The 13,845-nt window shown below is 60.0% G+C and carries 17 protein-coding genes; 5 read left to right on the forward strand and 12 right to left on the reverse strand.

The window, feature by feature from the left end; all coding sequences use genetic code 11:
* Window positions 1-102: 102 nt before the first annotated feature.
* The 4 genes from AABM52_RS26445 (at window position 103) to AABM52_RS26460 (ending at window position 3,167) form a co-directional block, all read left to right on the forward strand.
* Window positions 103-1,125, forward strand: a complete 1,023-nt coding sequence (locus AABM52_RS26445) for an outer membrane protein assembly factor BamD (protein WP_347909136.1) — start codon at window positions 103-105, stop codon at window positions 1,123-1,125.
* Window positions 1,126-1,250: 125 nt separating this feature from the next.
* Window positions 1,251-1,484, forward strand: coding sequence for a PP0621 family protein (locus tag AABM52_RS26450; protein WP_347909138.1), 234 nt, complete (start codon window positions 1,251-1,253; stop codon window positions 1,482-1,484).
* A gap of 106 nt (window positions 1,485-1,590) precedes the next feature.
* A complete protein-coding gene (locus AABM52_RS26455) occupies window positions 1,591-1,833 on the forward strand; it encodes a hypothetical protein (RefSeq protein WP_347909140.1) in 243 nt (80 codons plus the stop codon).
* Window positions 1,830-3,167 carry a sigma-54 dependent transcriptional regulator gene (locus AABM52_RS26460; protein WP_347909142.1) on the forward strand — a complete coding sequence of 446 codons (1,338 nt, stop codon included), beginning with the start codon at window positions 1,830-1,832 and terminating at the stop codon, window positions 3,165-3,167. The genes AABM52_RS26455 and AABM52_RS26460 overlap by 4 nt, the downstream gene beginning before the upstream one ends.
* Before the next feature lie 4 nt (window positions 3,168-3,171).
* Here AABM52_RS26460 and thiO read toward each other — a convergent pair whose 3' ends face one another.
* Genes thiO through AABM52_RS26495 form a run of 7 tightly spaced genes read right to left on the reverse strand, consistent with a single transcriptional unit; the run spans window position 3,172 to window position 7,258 of the window.
* Complete coding sequence (gene thiO, locus AABM52_RS26465; protein WP_347909144.1) at window positions 3,172-4,272, reverse strand: glycine oxidase ThiO; 1,101 nt, start codon at window positions 4,270-4,272, stop codon at window positions 3,172-3,174.
* A gap of 56 nt (window positions 4,273-4,328) precedes the next feature.
* Window positions 4,329-4,730 (reverse strand): type IV pilin protein, encoded by a 402-nt coding sequence (locus tag AABM52_RS26470; RefSeq protein ID WP_150813481.1) that lies wholly within the window; start codon window positions 4,728-4,730, stop codon window positions 4,329-4,331.
* Window positions 4,731-4,744: 14 nt separating this feature from the next.
* Window positions 4,745-5,158, reverse strand: coding sequence for a hypothetical protein (locus tag AABM52_RS26475; protein WP_347909146.1), 414 nt, complete (start codon window positions 5,156-5,158; stop codon window positions 4,745-4,747).
* Window positions 5,145-5,624 (reverse strand): PilX N-terminal domain-containing pilus assembly protein, encoded by a 480-nt coding sequence (locus AABM52_RS26480; RefSeq protein WP_347909148.1) that lies wholly within the window; start codon window positions 5,622-5,624, stop codon window positions 5,145-5,147. Before AABM52_RS26480 ends, AABM52_RS26475 begins: the two co-directional genes overlap by 14 nt.
* A 10-nt stretch (window positions 5,625-5,634) precedes the next feature.
* Window positions 5,635-6,342, reverse strand: coding sequence for a prepilin-type N-terminal cleavage/methylation domain-containing protein (locus tag AABM52_RS26485; RefSeq protein ID WP_347909150.1), 708 nt, complete (start codon window positions 6,340-6,342; stop codon window positions 5,635-5,637).
* The gene (gene pilV / locus AABM52_RS26490; RefSeq protein ID WP_347909151.1) at window positions 6,339-6,788 is read right to left on the reverse strand and encodes a type IV pilus modification protein PilV; all 450 of its coding nucleotides are present in this window, start codon (window positions 6,786-6,788) and stop codon (window positions 6,339-6,341) included. Before pilV ends, AABM52_RS26485 begins: the two co-directional genes overlap by 4 nt.
* On the reverse strand, window positions 6,785-7,258 hold the full coding sequence (locus AABM52_RS26495; protein WP_347909153.1) for a GspH/FimT family pseudopilin: 474 nt from the start codon (window positions 7,256-7,258) through the stop codon (window positions 6,785-6,787). The genes pilV and AABM52_RS26495 overlap by 4 nt, the downstream gene beginning before the upstream one ends.
* A gap of 130 nt (window positions 7,259-7,388) precedes the next feature.
* Here AABM52_RS26495 and AABM52_RS26500 point away from each other — a divergent pair, with 130 nt between their 5' ends.
* The gene (locus AABM52_RS26500) at window positions 7,389-7,928 is read left to right on the forward strand and encodes a GspH/FimT family pseudopilin (protein ID WP_347909155.1); all 540 of its coding nucleotides are present in this window, start codon (window positions 7,389-7,391) and stop codon (window positions 7,926-7,928) included.
* On the opposite strand, the gene ispH is transcribed toward AABM52_RS26500, so the two are convergent.
* The 5 genes from ispH to ribF form a co-directional block, all read right to left on the reverse strand.
* Window positions 7,897-8,844, reverse strand: a complete 948-nt coding sequence (gene ispH, locus AABM52_RS26505) for a 4-hydroxy-3-methylbut-2-enyl diphosphate reductase (protein WP_223514877.1) — start codon at window positions 8,842-8,844, stop codon at window positions 7,897-7,899. The two genes, AABM52_RS26500 and ispH, sit on opposite strands and share 32 nt — an antisense overlap.
* A 211-nt stretch (window positions 8,845-9,055) precedes the next feature.
* Window positions 9,056-9,493, reverse strand: a complete 438-nt coding sequence (gene fkpB / locus AABM52_RS26510; protein ID WP_223514907.1) for an FKBP-type peptidyl-prolyl cis-trans isomerase — start codon at window positions 9,491-9,493, stop codon at window positions 9,056-9,058.
* Window positions 9,494-9,500: 7 nt separating this feature from the next.
* The gene (lspA, locus tag AABM52_RS26515; RefSeq protein ID WP_007970932.1) at window positions 9,501-10,013 is read right to left on the reverse strand and encodes a signal peptidase II; all 513 of its coding nucleotides are present in this window, start codon (window positions 10,011-10,013) and stop codon (window positions 9,501-9,503) included.
* Window positions 10,006-12,837 (reverse strand): isoleucine--tRNA ligase, encoded by a 2,832-nt coding sequence (gene ileS, locus AABM52_RS26520; RefSeq protein ID WP_347909158.1) that lies wholly within the window; start codon window positions 12,835-12,837, stop codon window positions 10,006-10,008. The genes lspA and ileS overlap by 8 nt, the downstream gene beginning before the upstream one ends.
* Before the next feature lie 13 nt (window positions 12,838-12,850).
* On the reverse strand, window positions 12,851-13,789 hold the full coding sequence (gene ribF / locus AABM52_RS26525; RefSeq protein ID WP_347909160.1) for a bifunctional riboflavin kinase/FAD synthetase: 939 nt from the start codon (window positions 13,787-13,789) through the stop codon (window positions 12,851-12,853).
* Window positions 13,790-13,845: the final 56 nt, after the last annotated feature.

Consider the following 13,845-nt stretch of genomic DNA (forward strand, 5'->3'; position numbering starts at 1 on the left):
GTTAAATACGGCGTCTTTTGCCCCGAGGCTATTCAACGGGGCGCTCATCATAACAGGACGGCCACGCCCAAGACAGCGGCCGTCATAGGGACGCAAGCCGCCATGCAAGTGAAACACCTGCTGCTGATCGCCATCCTCGCATTGACCGCTGCTTGCTCATCGAAGGAAGTCGTAGACGAAAACCTCAGTGAAGTCGAGCTGTACCAACAGGCTCAAGCCGACCTGGACAATAGCAGCTACACCAGTGCCATCGCCAAGCTGAAGGCTCTGGAATCGCGTTATCCGTTCGGTCGCTATGCCGATCAGGCGCAACTCGAACTCATCTACGCCAACTACAAGAACACCGAGCCAGAGGCTGCAAAGTCCGCTGCGGAGCGTTTCATTCGTCTGCACCCACAGCATCCGAACGTCGATTATGCCTACTACCTCAAGGGCCTGACTTCTTTCGACCAGGACGTCGGCCTGCTGGCGCGTTTCCTGCCGCTGGACATGACCAAGCGTGACCCGGGCGCCGCCCGCGACTCCTATAACGAGTTCGCGCAGCTGACCAGCCGCTTCCCGAACAGCCGCTACGCGCCAGACGCCAAGCAGCGCATGATTTATCTGCGCAACCTGCTGGCAGCCTACGAAATTCACGTGGCCGATTACTACCTGACCCGTCAGGCCTATGTCGCCGCCGCGAACCGCGGTCGTTACGTGGTGGAAAACTTCCAGGAAACCCCTTCGGTCGGCGACGGCCTGGCGGTGATGACCGAGGCCTACCAGCGCCTGCACTTGGACGAACTGGCCGCCACCAGCCTGGAAACACTGAAGCTCAACTACCCGAACCACCCGACGCTGGTAGACGGTCAGTTCGTACCGACCGTGGCCGAGGCCGACAACCGTTCGTGGCTGAGCAAGACGACCCTGGGCCTGATCGAGTCCCGTCCGCCGCTGCCACCGGGCGAAACCCGCGCCAACCAGGACGTACAGAAGCAATTCCAGGACGCCAAGGACGCCATCCCGAGCGAGCTCAAGCCTAAAGACGACAATGGCGACGCGGTCGAAGAAGAAAATCACGAAGCGGAAGGCAACAACAGCGACCGTTCGTGGTTCAGCTACATGACCTTCGGCGTGTTCGACTGACACCCCGGGTTGTGAAAAAAGGGAGACTTTCGAGTCTCCCTTTTTTATTTCAGCGCTTTATTACACTGTGCGCCTGTCAGGTCCTTGGCTAAACTGCCGGATCATCAGTCGAAAAGCAGCTCACCATGCTTCGTTTATTGTTCTGGATTGCCCTGATTGCCGTTGCAGTGTGGTTCTGGCGCAAGTTCAAGGGTCAGGCTTCCACCCCCAGATCCCCTGCCGAGCGGGAAGCGGCGCCCATGGTCCGTTGCGCCCATTGCGGCGTCCACCTGCCCCGTGACCGCGCGCTGAGCCTCGACCAGCAATGGTATTGCAGCCAGGCTCATCTCGAGCAAGGCAAGGGCTCCAGTGGCCGCTGACACTTGAGCAGAAATGGCAGCCGTTTAAGGACTATCGCGCGCCCCCAAGGAACTGAAAGGTGTTGATCGACGTCTGACTCAGATTATTCAAGACCTCTCTCTGCGAATGAACCGGGTAATCGAAAACGTCCTGCATCTGCAGCACCGCGTGCAAATGCCGCCGCTACGGCTCGAGTTGAAATCACTGGAAATACTCAAAAATGAAGCCCCAGCCCGCCATATCAAGGGCCTGGGGTTTTATCTGTCCGGCCAGCCGGGCGAAAGCATTCTGTCCCGCCTAGACTTCAAGGCACGCCAGGAAAGCGGCTGCTTTTGCATGACCTATGCACACGGACGGAACCCACGTTGAACACGAGACCACGGCAAAAAGTCTTGATCGTCGATGACGAACCGGACATTCGCGAACTACTGGAAATCACCCTGGGCAGGATGAAGCTGGAGACGTTCAACGCCCGCAATGTCGGCGAAGCGCAATCTCTGCTCAAACGCGAAACCTTCGATCTATGCCTGACCGACATGCAGTTGCCGGACGGTACCGGTCTGGAGCTGGTGCAGCACATCCAGCTACGCCACCCTCAGGTCCAGGTGGCGATGATCACCGCCTATGACAGTCTCGAAAACGCGATCAATGTGCTCAAGGCCGGGGCGTTCGACTTCCTGACCAAACCGGTGGACCTTGCGCGCCTGCGCGAACTGGTCACCAGCGCCCTGCTGGTTCCTGCCCGAGGGGTCGCCATCGATCGACGCTTGTTGGGCGACTCACTGCCCATGCGCAACCTGCGCAAACACATCACCAAACTGGCCAGCAGCCATGCGACGGTATATATCAGCGGAGAGTCCGGCAGCGGCAAGGAGTTGGTCGCGCGCCTGATCCATGATCAAAGCCCCCGTGCCAATCAGCCGTTTATTGCGATCAACTGCGCGGCGATTCCCTCGGAACTGTTGGAGAGCGAGTTTTTCGGCCATCGCAAAGGCAGTTTCAGCGGCGCCATCGAAGACAAACCCGGCCTGTTCCAGACAGCCCACGGCGGCACCCTGCTCCTCGACGAAGTGGCCGACCTGCCGCTGGCCATGCAAGTCAAACTGCTGCGAGCAATTCAGGAGAAATCCGTACGCTGCGTCGGCGGGCAGCAGGAGATGGCGGTGGATGTGCGCATTCTCTGCGCCACCCACAAGAACCTTGACACTGAAGTCGCCGCCGGACGATTTCGTCATGATCTTTACTACCGTTTGAACGTGATCGAACTCCGGGTGCCGCCCTTGCGTGAGCGTCGTGACGATATCGAAATGCTGACCAGCCACATACTCAAGCGCCTGGCCGCCGATACAGATCAGCCTGCGGCAAGACTCCACCCCCAAGCCCTCGAGGCGCTGAAAAGCTATCGCTTCCCGGGCAACGTGCGGGAACTGGAAAACATGCTCGAACGGGCGCACACCTTGTGTGAGAACAAACAGATCGAAGCCGGCGACCTGCGCCTGGCTGAAGGCAATTGTGGGGCTGAGGGTGGCGTACCGGACCTGACCCGGATCGACAATCTGGAAGCATACCTGGAAAACGTCGAACGCCAACTGCTGCTCCAGGCCCTGGAGGAAACCCGCTGGAACCGCACAGCGGCGGCCCAGCGGTTGAACCTGTCATTCAGGTCGATGCGTTACCGGCTCAAGAAGTTGGGACTGGATTGAGGCTTTAAAGTCTTCCAGCAGGCGCATAAGGCGCCGGATCGATAATCGGCGCCCGGCCCAGCATCACATCGGCAAACAGCTGGCATGACGCCGGCGCCAGCACCAGCCCGTTTCGGTAATGCCCGCAGTTGAGCCAGAGCCCGTCAAACCCAGGCACCGAGCCGATGTAAGGAATACCCTTCGGTGATCCCGGGCGCAATCCGGCCCAATGCCCCACCACTTCGGCATCGGCCAGCGCCGGGATCAACTCCACCGCGGACGCCTTCAGGCTTTCCAGTGCCGACGCGGTCGGCGTCTTGTCGAAGCCTTCATGCTCCAGCGTACTGCCGATCAGTATGTGCCCGTCGCGCCGGGGAATCGCATAGCGGCCCTTGGCCAGGACCATGCTCGGCAGGAAATCCGCCGCACACTTGTAGAGAATCATCTGCCCTTTCACCGGCTCGACCGGCAGCGTCAGATCAAGACTCTTGAGCAAATCACCGCTCCAGGCCCCCGCCGTCAGGACGACTTGATCGCCCGGAACAGTACCTGTGGAGGTCTGCACGCCGACTATTTTGTTGCCGTCACGAACAAAACCGCTGACTTCGCACTGCTCATGGATCGTTACGTTCGGCAGAGCCAGCAATACGGCCTTGAGTGACTTCACCAGACGCGGATTACGCACGTTGGCGACGTCGGCCATGTAGATCGCCCGGGAAAAACCACTGCCCAGCACCGGCACGGCGTCGTGTGCTGCCGATATATCCACCGCGCTGAGCGGGCGATTTTCCCGGGCGGCCCACGCCAGCGCTTCAGCCTCGTCATCCAGATCCAGCCAGTACAGACCGGTGGTGTGCACTTCCGGATCAACGCCGGTGGCGGCAAACAAGCGCTCGCCCAGTTGTGGATAAAAGTCCTGTGACCAGTGAGCCAACGCGGTGACCGCCGGGCTGTAGCGCCACGGGTAAAGCGGCGAAACGATGCCGCCACCGGCCCAGGACGATTCCTGGCCGACGCTCGAGCGATCCAGCAGCACAACGCTTTGCACTTCGGAGGCGAGATTGAAGGCCGTCAGCAATCCAATCACCCCACCGCCGACAATCACCACTTGCTGTTGCCTGGTCATGTTCTGATCCAATCGTTAAATAGACAGTGGGTACAAAAGGCACCCGAAAAAGAAACTCAGCGCCCCCAGCAGTCTTTGCTGGTCAGGCCGGATTTCGCGTTGACCATACCGAGCACACCGGTGTTGGTGATGGTCAGATCACCGCACTTGTCAGTGGCCATGCTCGAGTCAGCCTTGCGCACCGCCGTCAGCAGAAAGGTCTGGTCGGTCAGGGTCGGTGTGATGCTGTAGTAATCATTGCCGGCACTGAGGCCCGTCGCATCGGTGTAGGCATTTTTCTGCGAGTAGAAGCGCTCCAGGAGCTGCGCCTGCTCCGAGAGCAGACCGGCTACTTCTGCGCGACGGCCCTTGTTCAGGTATTCGGTGAAACTCGGGGCAGCAATGGTCATTACAATACCGATGATCGCAATCACGATCATGATTTCGATCAGGGTAAAACCGCGGTTGGAACTACGCATGCATCAATTCTCAGTCACTGTATTTGTCGCCACATGATGCGACGGCTGCCGCCGGATTTTTCCATCCCCGCAGTACCGTCGCCAGTGGAATCGTTCACGCCCCCGCCATTGTCACCGGCGTCCTGGGTCGAATGCTCTCCGATAAAGATCACGCCATCGGATAGCGTGTCGCTGTTGTCGACCACTCCATCGGCGTTGCTGTCGAGCATCTTAACGCTGATCGCCTCGGGCAGCTTCAGGCAGACGGCCTTCAACCCCTGATTGCTGTGGTAAAAGCCGTACCAGTTGCCATTGGCCAGACAGGTTGGCCGGTTCAGCGCGGGCGAATCCGCTGATGTGGCAGCGTGCGCCGACATCGACAGGTCAAGCGCGACGACGACACCAATCAGTTGTGACCATAACCTGACAGGTCGCTCAGTACTTCGCATAGATGCTCTCCACCACGCTGCGCGAATACCCCGCGATGCCAACCGCCGTTACCCGATACAAGGTTGCCGGGGTATTGATTGGCACATTCACCGCATTTCGGCTGACACCGATGTTTTGCACGCCATAAAAGCCCTTGCCCGATGCAATCCAGGTCACGCCTGAAGAGGCGTTGAAACCGGCAGCGGTAATAGTCGAAGACTCGGAAGGTGGTGCACATTGAACGATGCCACTACAAACAGGCAACGCATAACTTTCCCGTTGCACTGTACCCTCGCCCACCCGCAACGCGGCCTCGGCACCTTGGAACGACTGATTGCGCAAGGCGACGCTACCGGCCATTTTTTCCTGCAGGGTGGCGCTCTGCATCGATGAAAGACCAATCAACGTCAGCAAGAGCAAGAACACCAGACTGACCAACAGTGCCATGCCACGTTGGGTGTAACAGGTCATGGGAGCATGATTCATTGGCACTCCCTCATGGCAAGCGGTTGCGCAGAGCGGCAACCACGTTGAAGGTTTGATCGGCCACCCGGTGGTTCGGATCGAAGAGAGTCAGGCTCAGGCGAACGCTACGAATCAGCGCGGGGTCCGGCGGGTTGCTGCTGTAGCGCGAAGCAGCCAGATCAGTGGCCGTACTGGCCAGGCCGAAGCTCACGTCGAAAGCGCTGACGTTGTCCACCAATACCTGGGGTGCTGCGGTCCCGCTTTTCATAAGCAGTTGGTTGTTGCTGAAGCTGTAAATCAGCCGTCGGATCGGAAATGCCAGCTGCCCTGCCACTGGCGTCCGCCCCTCACTGTAGGCCGTCGAACTGGTTCGACAATCGGAAAGCACGGTCCAGTCCGGCTTGCCGCCATTTCCGCCGACATCCGCCGTAACCAGCGTCAACTTGCGGCCGCCGTTGTCCCAACGGATCGGCGTTAACTGACTGGCATGGAAATCACCTTTCTCACTTGAATCAGCGATTGTTTCCAGACAACCGAACATCCCGACCATGCGGACTTCCTGAATCATTTTGCTCAACACGAAACGTGCGTCCTCCTGCATGTTCGCGGCCGCATTCTGGCTGAGATGAGTGTTCTTGGCCGCGATGAAAATCTGCACCACGCCCAGCACCACGATCAGGCTCAATGCCAGGGCGATCAGTAACTCGACCAGGCCAAAACCTCTGCTGCGGCGACTCACGGGATCACCACCGGATCAATGGCCGCGCGACTGCTCAGGACGAAACTGCGCCGCAAATCGGCAGCCTTCGCAGCCCGTGAGTCGTCCCAGGTGATCGTGATGGTGTACACCTTCTGGATGACGGTGACACTGCCCGTCGCGGAGGCACCGAGTGAATTGACAATGTTGGCGTTGAAGTCAAACAGGTCCTGATCCCGGGTGACATCCGGATTGCCCGAAGTCGGCGGCGCGATGGTGTAGTCCGCAGCGGCATTGGCGCGAATGCGGTCCATCAGGTCATAGGCGATAAAACTGGCCTGACTGGTCATGCGCGCGCTGTCCGTGTACTTCAGCGCATTGAGCTGGAACGCCGCCGCCCCCAGCAGGCCCACTCCCAGAATGAGCAGCGCCACCAGGACCTCAACCAGCGTCATGCCCTCCTGCGCACCTTGCCTCCCTGCCCTCATCCGCAGTTTCCACCCAATAGAATTCGTCCGTTCAAACACACAGTCAGCGTCCTTCCTTGTGTGCCTCGCCCATAGCTGATCACCACCTCTGAGGACGGTGATGACAAACCGCCCATGCTGTTGAAATCGATTACGGTGACGCCAGAGGTTAGCGCCAGAGTTGCGCCGCTGCTCATCGCCGGAACAACCCGTAATACATTGGCCAAAGCGCCAGTACCGTCGTAAACCGTCAGCTCCCCGCTCCAGACATCCCCACCGGCCGTCGGGCGCACCCGTGTGGCATTGCCCCGATCAATGGCTTCGAGCCGGGCAAAATTCAGGGCTCGTTGCAGGTCAGCGATTTCAGTATCGGCCCTGGTTGTTTGCGTCGAGCGGGTAAACGCCGGGACAGCCAGAGTCAGTAGCATCAGAAGGATCGCGATCGCGACCAGCAACTCGATCAGCGTGAAACCTTTTGTAGGATGATCCATCGGGGCCTTCTGTTTCCTTCGGCTATACCTGCTCTTGCGCGGCACAACATTCGAGCAATGCGGTGTGTTTGCGCTGCCATTTCTCGCGCTGGGATTGCGCGAGCCACAGCACGCCACGGAGGGAGATGTCATGCGGCAACAAGGCTTCAGCCTGATCGAACTGCTCATGGGACTGGCAATTGCAGGAATTGTTCTGCAACTGGTCAGTCCGGCGTTCGCAACGCTGATCGAATCGAACCAACGACAGCAAGCAGCACAGGCTCTTTCCAGTGGTATTCGCACCGCCCGGAGCGAAGCCATCACCCGCAACCAGGCCGTGGTGATTCACGGCATCAATGGCGACTGGAGCCAAGGCTGGCGGATGATTCTGGATATCAGCGGCAAGGGGGAGATGGACAGCGACAATCCACTGCTGGCCGAACGCCAGAGCGGCGCACGCATGTCGATCGTGGGGAACGGTACGGTCGAAAGCTCAATACGATTCAGAGGTCAGGGCGAGCCACTGTTTGGAGGGACATTACACATTTGCGCCGTTCGCGAACCGGTGAGCCAACATCAAGTGGTGTTGGCACGGACCGGTCGCGTCAGCCTGCGCAACGACAAGGTTGAGCAGGCGTTATGCGAAAAAAGGAACAATTTCAGAGCAACGAACGAACGCGCAGTTCTTTAGGCATCGAGAACGTGATGTTCTCCTCGCGACCGGCCAGTTCATCGGCACCGGTGGCACCCCAGGCCTGCAACTGCTCGATCACGCCGCGCACCAGGACTTCCGGGGCGGATGCGCCGGCAGTGATGCCGATACGCTCGACGCCTTCGAACCAGCTCTTTTGCAGGTCTTCGGCCCCGTCGATCAGGTAGGCCGGAGTGGACATGCGCTCTGCCAATTCGCGCAGGCGATTGGAGTTGGAGCTGTTCGGGCTGCCGACCACCAGCACCACGTCACACTCGTCGGCCAGTTGCTTGACCGCGTCCTGACGGTTTTGCGTGGCGTAGCAAATGTCGTCCTTGCGCGGCCCACCGATGGCCGGAAAACGCGAACGCAGGGCGTCGATAACGCGACTGGTATCGTCCATCGACAAGGTGGTCTGGGTCACGAAGGCGAGCTTTTCAGGGTTGTTCACCTGCAGTGCCGCGACATCCTTCTCGTCTTCGACCAGGTAGATCGCGCCGCCATTGCCGCCATCGTACTGGCCCATGGTGCCTTCGACTTCCGGGTGACCGGCGTGGCCGATGAGAATGCACTCTCGGCCGTCACGGCTGTAGCGCGCCACTTCAATGTGGACTTTGGTCACCAGCGGGCACGTGGCGTCGAACACTTTCAGCCCACGCCCAGCCGCTTCGCTGCGCACGGCCTGGGAAACGCCGTGGGCACTGAAGATCACGATGACGTCGTCCGGCACCTGATCCAGTTCTTCGACGAAGATCGCACCACGGGAGCGCAGGTCTTCGACGACAAATTTGTTGTGAACCACTTCATGGCGCACATAGATCGGCGGCCCGAAGACTTCCAGGGCGCGGTTGACGATTTCGATCGCCCGGTCCACACCGGCGCAGAAGCCACGGGGGTTGGCGAGTTTGATTTGCATGCTGAGCCTCGTGTCTTGCGCGCGAAAACAATGAAAAACAAACTGTGGGAGCGAGCTTGTTGTGGCGAGGGGGCTTGCCCCCGTTCGATTGCGCAGCAATCGTAAAACAGTCACCGCTGACTCATTCAGAATCGCGGAGGCCGGTTTCAGGGGCGCTTCGCACCCCAACGGGGGCAAGCCCCCTCGCCACACAAGCTCGCATCCACAGTATCTACAGCGCTTTGACGGAAATGATTTCCACATCAAAGGTCAACGTCTTGCCCGCCAGCGGGTGGTTGAAGTCGATGGTCACTTGCGCGTCATCGAATTCTTTGACCACGCCCGGCAATTCAGTATTGGCCGCATCGTTGAAGATCACCAGTAAGCCAGGCGACAGTTCCATGTCCTGGAACTGTGAGCGCGGGATGATCTGCACGTTTTGCGGGTTCGGCTGACCGAAAGCGTTTTCCGGCGCGATGCTCAGCGTACGCTTGTCACCGGCCTTGAAACCGAACAGCGCCGCTTCGAAACCTGGCAACAGGTTGCCGTCACCGACCTTGAAGGTCGCCGGGGCCTTATCGAAGGTGCTGTCCACCGTGTCGCCGTTCTCCAGGCGCAATGCGAAATGCAAGGTGACTTCCGTGTTCTGGCCGATGCGTTGCTCAGCCAATACCTGTTCAGTCATGAACGGTTTCTCCGGTCTTTTTACTTTTGAACATATCCAGTGCCAGCATGACGGCACCAACAGTGATGGCACTGTCGGCAAAGTTGAACGCCGGGAAATACCAGCGGTTCTGCCAATGCACCAGAATGAAATCGATCACATGGCCCAGGGCAATGCGGTCATACAGATTGCCCAGCGCGCCGCCGAGCACCAGTGCCAGCGCAACCGCCAGCCAGGTCTCGTTGCGCCCCAGACGCTTGAGCCACACCACCAGCACCGCGCTGACCACGACAGCGATCAACGCGAACAGCCAGCGCTGCCAGCCGGAGCTGTCCGCCAGGAAGCTGAACGCCGCGCCGGTGTTGTAGGCCAGGGTCCAGCTGAAGTAATCGGGGATGATCACGATCTGCTGGTACATCTGGAGCTTGCCTTCGAAGTAGAACTTGCTGGCCTGGTCGATGACCAGGACCAGCAAACTCAACCACAGCCAGCTCAGCCGTCCGAAACGGCCAACGGCATTAGGCATAGTGACGAACCTCGCCGGCGCCGCTGATGTTGTCGACGCAACGACCGCAGATTTCCGGGTGCTCCGGGTTCACACCGACGTCTTCACGGCAGTGCCAGCAACGGGCGCACTTGGCGTGGCTCGACTTGACGATCTTCAGCTTCAGGCCGCTGACTTCGGTGACCACGGCATCGGCCGGTGCCTGCACCAATGGCGCAACACTGGCGGTCGACGTGATCAGTACGAAGCGCAGTTCGTTGCTCAGCTTGGCCAGGTCGGCGGTCAGCGCGTCTTCGGCGAACAGCGTCACTTCGGCCTGCAGGTTGCCACCGACAGCCTTGGCTGCACGCTGGATCTCCATTTCCTTGTTGACCGCGACCTTGACCGCCATGATCCGGTCCCAGTAAGCGCGATCCAGCTCGATGCCTTCCGGCAGTTCGCTCAGGCCTTCGTACCAGGTGTTGAGCATGACGGACTCGTTACGCTCGCCCGGCAGGTACTGCCACAGTTCGTCGGCGGTGAACGCCAGGATCGGCGCGATCCAGCGCACCAATGCTTCAGAGATGTGGAACAGCGCGGTCTGGCACGAACGGCGGGCCTTGCTGTCGGCGCCAGTGGTGTACTGACGGTCCTTGATGATGTCGAGGTAGAAGCCGCCCAGCTCCTGCACGCAGAAGTTGTGGATCTTCGAGTACACGTTCCAGAAGCGGTATTCGCCGTAGTGCTCTTGCAGCTCGCGTTGCAGCAGCAGGGTACGGTCCACGGCCCAACGGTCCAGCGCCAGCATTTCTTCGGCCGGCAGCAGGTCGGTGGCCGGGTTGAAGCCGGTCAGGTTCGAAAGCAGGAAACGCGCGGTGTTACGGATACGCCGGTAGGCGTCCGCACTGCGTTGCAGGATCTGCTCGGAAACCGCCATTTCACCCGAGTAATCGGTCGAAGCGACCCACAGACGCATGATGTCGGCGCCCAGGGTGTCGTTGACTTTCTGTGGCGCAATCACGTTGCCCAGGGACTTGGACATCTTGCGGCCGGACTCGTCGACGGTGAAGCCGTGGGTCAGCAGCTCGCGGTACGGCGCGTGGTTGTCGATGGCGCAACCGGTCAGCAGCGACGAGTGGAACCAGCCACGGTGCTGGTCCGAGCCTTCCAGGTACAGATCGGCGCGCGGGCCGGTTTCGTGGCCCATCGGGTGCGAACCGCGCAGGACGTGCCAGTGCGTGGTGCCCGAGTCGAACCAGACGTCCAGAGTGTCGCTGATCTTGTCGTACTGCGGCGCTTCGTCGCCCAGGAGTTCCGCGGCGTCCAGCTTGAACCAGGCTTCGATACCTTCGCCTTCAACGCGCTTGGCAACCTCTTCCATCAGCTCGACGGTACGTGGGTGCAACTCGCCGCTTTCCTTGTTCAGGAAGAACGGGATCGGCACGCCCCAGTTGCGCTGACGGGAAATGCACCAGTCAGGACGGTTGGCGATCATCGAGTGCAGGCGCGCCTGACCCCAGGCCGGAACGAACTGGGTCTCTTCGATGGCTTTGAGCGAGCGCTGACGCAGGGTGTCGCCGGTGGTCGGCTGCTTGTCCATGCCGATGAACCACTGCGCAGTGGCTCGATAGATCAGCGGAGTCTTGTGGCGCCAGCAGTGCATGTAGCTGTGTTCGATGATGGTGGTGTGCAGCAGCGCACCGACTTCGGTCAGCTTGTCGACGATGGCCGGGTTGGCCTTCCAGATGAACTGGCCGCCGAAGAACTCCAGCGAGGTCGCGTACACGCCGTTGCTTTGGACCGGATTGAGGATGTCATCGTTGACCATGCCGTACTTCTTGCAGGTCACGAAGTCGTCAACGCCGTATGCCGGAGCGGAGTGAACCACACCAGTGCCGGCGCCCAGCTCAACGTAGTCGGCCAGGTAAACCGGCGACAGGCGGTCGTAGAACGGGTGACGGAAGTTGATCAGTTCCAGCGCTTTACCGGTGGTGGTCGCAATGACCGAGCCTTCCAGCGAATAGCGCGCCAGGCACGACTCGACCAGTTCTTCGGCCAGTACCAGCAGCTTGTCGCCGACATCGACCATTGCGTAGTTGAATTCCGGGTGAACGTTCAGCGCCTGGTTGGCCGGGATGGTCCACGGGGTGGTGGTCCAGATCACGATCGAGGCAGGCTTGGCGAGCGATGGCAGGCCGAAAGCGGCAGCCAGTTCGGCTTCATCGGCAATCGGGAACGCCACGTCGATGGTCGAGGACTTCTTGTTTTCGTACTCGACTTCCGCCTCGGCCAGGGCCGAACCGCAGTCAAAGCACCAGTTCACAGGCTTCAGGCCCTTGAACACGAAACCGCCCTTGACGATTTCGGCCAAGGCACGGATTTCACCGGCCTCGTTCTTGAAATCCATGGTCTTGTACGGGTTGGCGAAGTCGCCCAGCACGCCGAGGCGGATGAACTCGGACTTCTGCCCTTCGATCTGTTCGGTGGCATAGGCCCGGCACAGTTCGCGGGTCTTGTCCGCGCCCAGGTTCTTGCCATGGGTCACTTCGACCTTGTGCTCGATCGGCAGGCCGTGGCAGTCCCAACCCGGAACATAAGGCGCGTCGAAGCCCGACAGGGTCTTCGAGCGGATGATCATGTCCTTGAGAATCTTGTTCAGCGCATGACCGATGTGAATCGAGCCGTTGGCGTACGGAGGGCCGTCGTGCAATACGAACTTCGGACGATCCTTGCCAATCTCGCGCAACTTTCCGTACAGGCCAATACTGTCCCAACGCTGCAGGATCTGCGGTTCGCGCTGTGGCAGGCCGGCCTTCATTGGGAAGGCGGTGTCCGGAAGGTTTAGCGTGGCTTTATAGTCGGTCATTTAAGGCTCTTCATTAGCGATGGGCGCTAGGTGCGGCTAGTGCACGGGCGGCGGCGACATCCGCGTTGATCGCCGTTTTCAACGCCTCCAGAGAGGCGAAACGCTGCTCTTCGCGCAGCTTGTGGTGGAAAACCACCGTTAAACGCCGGTCATACAGATCGCCGGCAAAATCTAAAAGATGCACTTCCAGGTGGGCCTTGCCATCACCTTGGACCGTGGGCCGCACGCCGATATTGGCGACGCCGGGCCAGGTCTTGCCATCGATCTCGACATCCACCAGGTAAACCCCAGTGAACGGCACACGACGACGCTTGAGTTGAATATTGGCAGTGGGCGTACCCAGTTGCCGGGCCAGTTTCTGGCCATGCAATACGCGACCGGCGATCCGGTACGGCCGCCCAAGCAGGCGTTCGGCCAGGGCGAAATCCGCGGAGGCCAGGGCATTGCGCACTTGCGTACTGCTGACCCGGATGCCGTCCAGCTCGACGGTTTGCGCCGCTTCGACGGTAAAACCCTGAACGATGCCGGCCTGTTGCAGAAAATCGAAATCTCCTGCGCGGTCACAGCCGAAACGGAAGTCGTCCCCGACCTCCAGGTGCTGGACGCCAAGGCCATCCACCAGAATGGTATCGACGAATTCGCTGGCGCTGAGCTTGCTCAGGCGCTGGTTGAAAGCCAGGCACAGCACACGGTCGACGCCTTCGGCAGCCAGTAATTGCAGCTTGTCCCGCAGGCGGGCCAGACGGGCCGGCGCGGTGTCCGGAGCGAAGAACTCTCGCGGCTGCGGTTCGAAAATCACCACGCAGCTGGGCACGCCCAACTCGAGCGCACGCTCACGCAGCCGCGCCAGGATAGCCTGGTGGCCACGGTGTACACCGTCAAAGTTGCCAATAGTGGCGACACAGCCCCGATGCTGGGGGCGCAGATTGTGGAGGCCTCGAACCAGCTGCATAACGCGCTTCTTGCTCATAAAGTGGTCGATTATAACCACACCCGGCGGCCGACGAC

This window comes from Pseudomonas grandcourensis, assembly GCF_039909015.1.
In the GTDB taxonomy this organism is placed as follows: domain Bacteria; phylum Pseudomonadota; class Gammaproteobacteria; order Pseudomonadales; family Pseudomonadaceae; genus Aquipseudomonas; species Aquipseudomonas grandcourensis.

Excerpts from the sequence above, each read along its gene's own strand:
- thiO (WP_347909144.1), bottom strand. The coding sequence starts at position 4,272 with ATGACCAGGCAACAGCAAGTGGTGATTGTCGGCGGTGGGGTGATTGGA.
- ribF (WP_347909160.1), bottom strand. The coding sequence starts at position 13,789 with ATGCAGCTGGTTCGAGGCCTCCACAATCTGCGCCCCCAGCATCGGGGC.
- lspA (WP_007970932.1), bottom strand. The coding sequence starts at position 10,013 with ATGCCTAATGCCGTTGGCCGTTTCGGACGGCTGAGCTGGCTGTGGTTG.
- ileS (WP_347909158.1), bottom strand. The coding sequence starts at position 12,837 with ATGACCGACTATAAAGCCACGCTAAACCTTCCGGACACCGCCTTCCCA.
- AABM52_RS26450 (WP_347909138.1), top strand. The coding sequence starts at position 1,251 with ATGCTTCGTTTATTGTTCTGGATTGCCCTGATTGCCGTTGCAGTGTGG.
- AABM52_RS26500 (WP_347909155.1), top strand. The coding sequence starts at position 7,389 with ATGCGGCAACAAGGCTTCAGCCTGATCGAACTGCTCATGGGACTGGCA.
- AABM52_RS26455 (WP_347909140.1), top strand. The coding sequence starts at position 1,591 with ATGAACCGGGTAATCGAAAACGTCCTGCATCTGCAGCACCGCGTGCAA.
- ispH (WP_223514877.1), bottom strand. The coding sequence starts at position 8,844 with ATGCAAATCAAACTCGCCAACCCCCGTGGCTTCTGCGCCGGTGTGGAC.
- pilV (WP_347909151.1), bottom strand. The coding sequence starts at position 6,788 with ATGAGGGCAGGGAGGCAAGGTGCGCAGGAGGGCATGACGCTGGTTGAG.
- AABM52_RS26475 (WP_347909146.1), bottom strand. The coding sequence starts at position 5,158 with ATGCGAAGTACTGAGCGACCTGTCAGGTTATGGTCACAACTGATTGGT.
- AABM52_RS26495 (WP_347909153.1), bottom strand. The coding sequence starts at position 7,258 with ATGGATCATCCTACAAAAGGTTTCACGCTGATCGAGTTGCTGGTCGCG.
- AABM52_RS26445 (WP_347909136.1), top strand. The coding sequence starts at position 103 with ATGCAAGTGAAACACCTGCTGCTGATCGCCATCCTCGCATTGACCGCT.
- AABM52_RS26480 (WP_347909148.1), bottom strand. The coding sequence starts at position 5,624 with ATGAATCATGCTCCCATGACCTGTTACACCCAACGTGGCATGGCACTG.
- AABM52_RS26470 (WP_150813481.1), bottom strand. The coding sequence starts at position 4,730 with ATGCGTAGTTCCAACCGCGGTTTTACCCTGATCGAAATCATGATCGTG.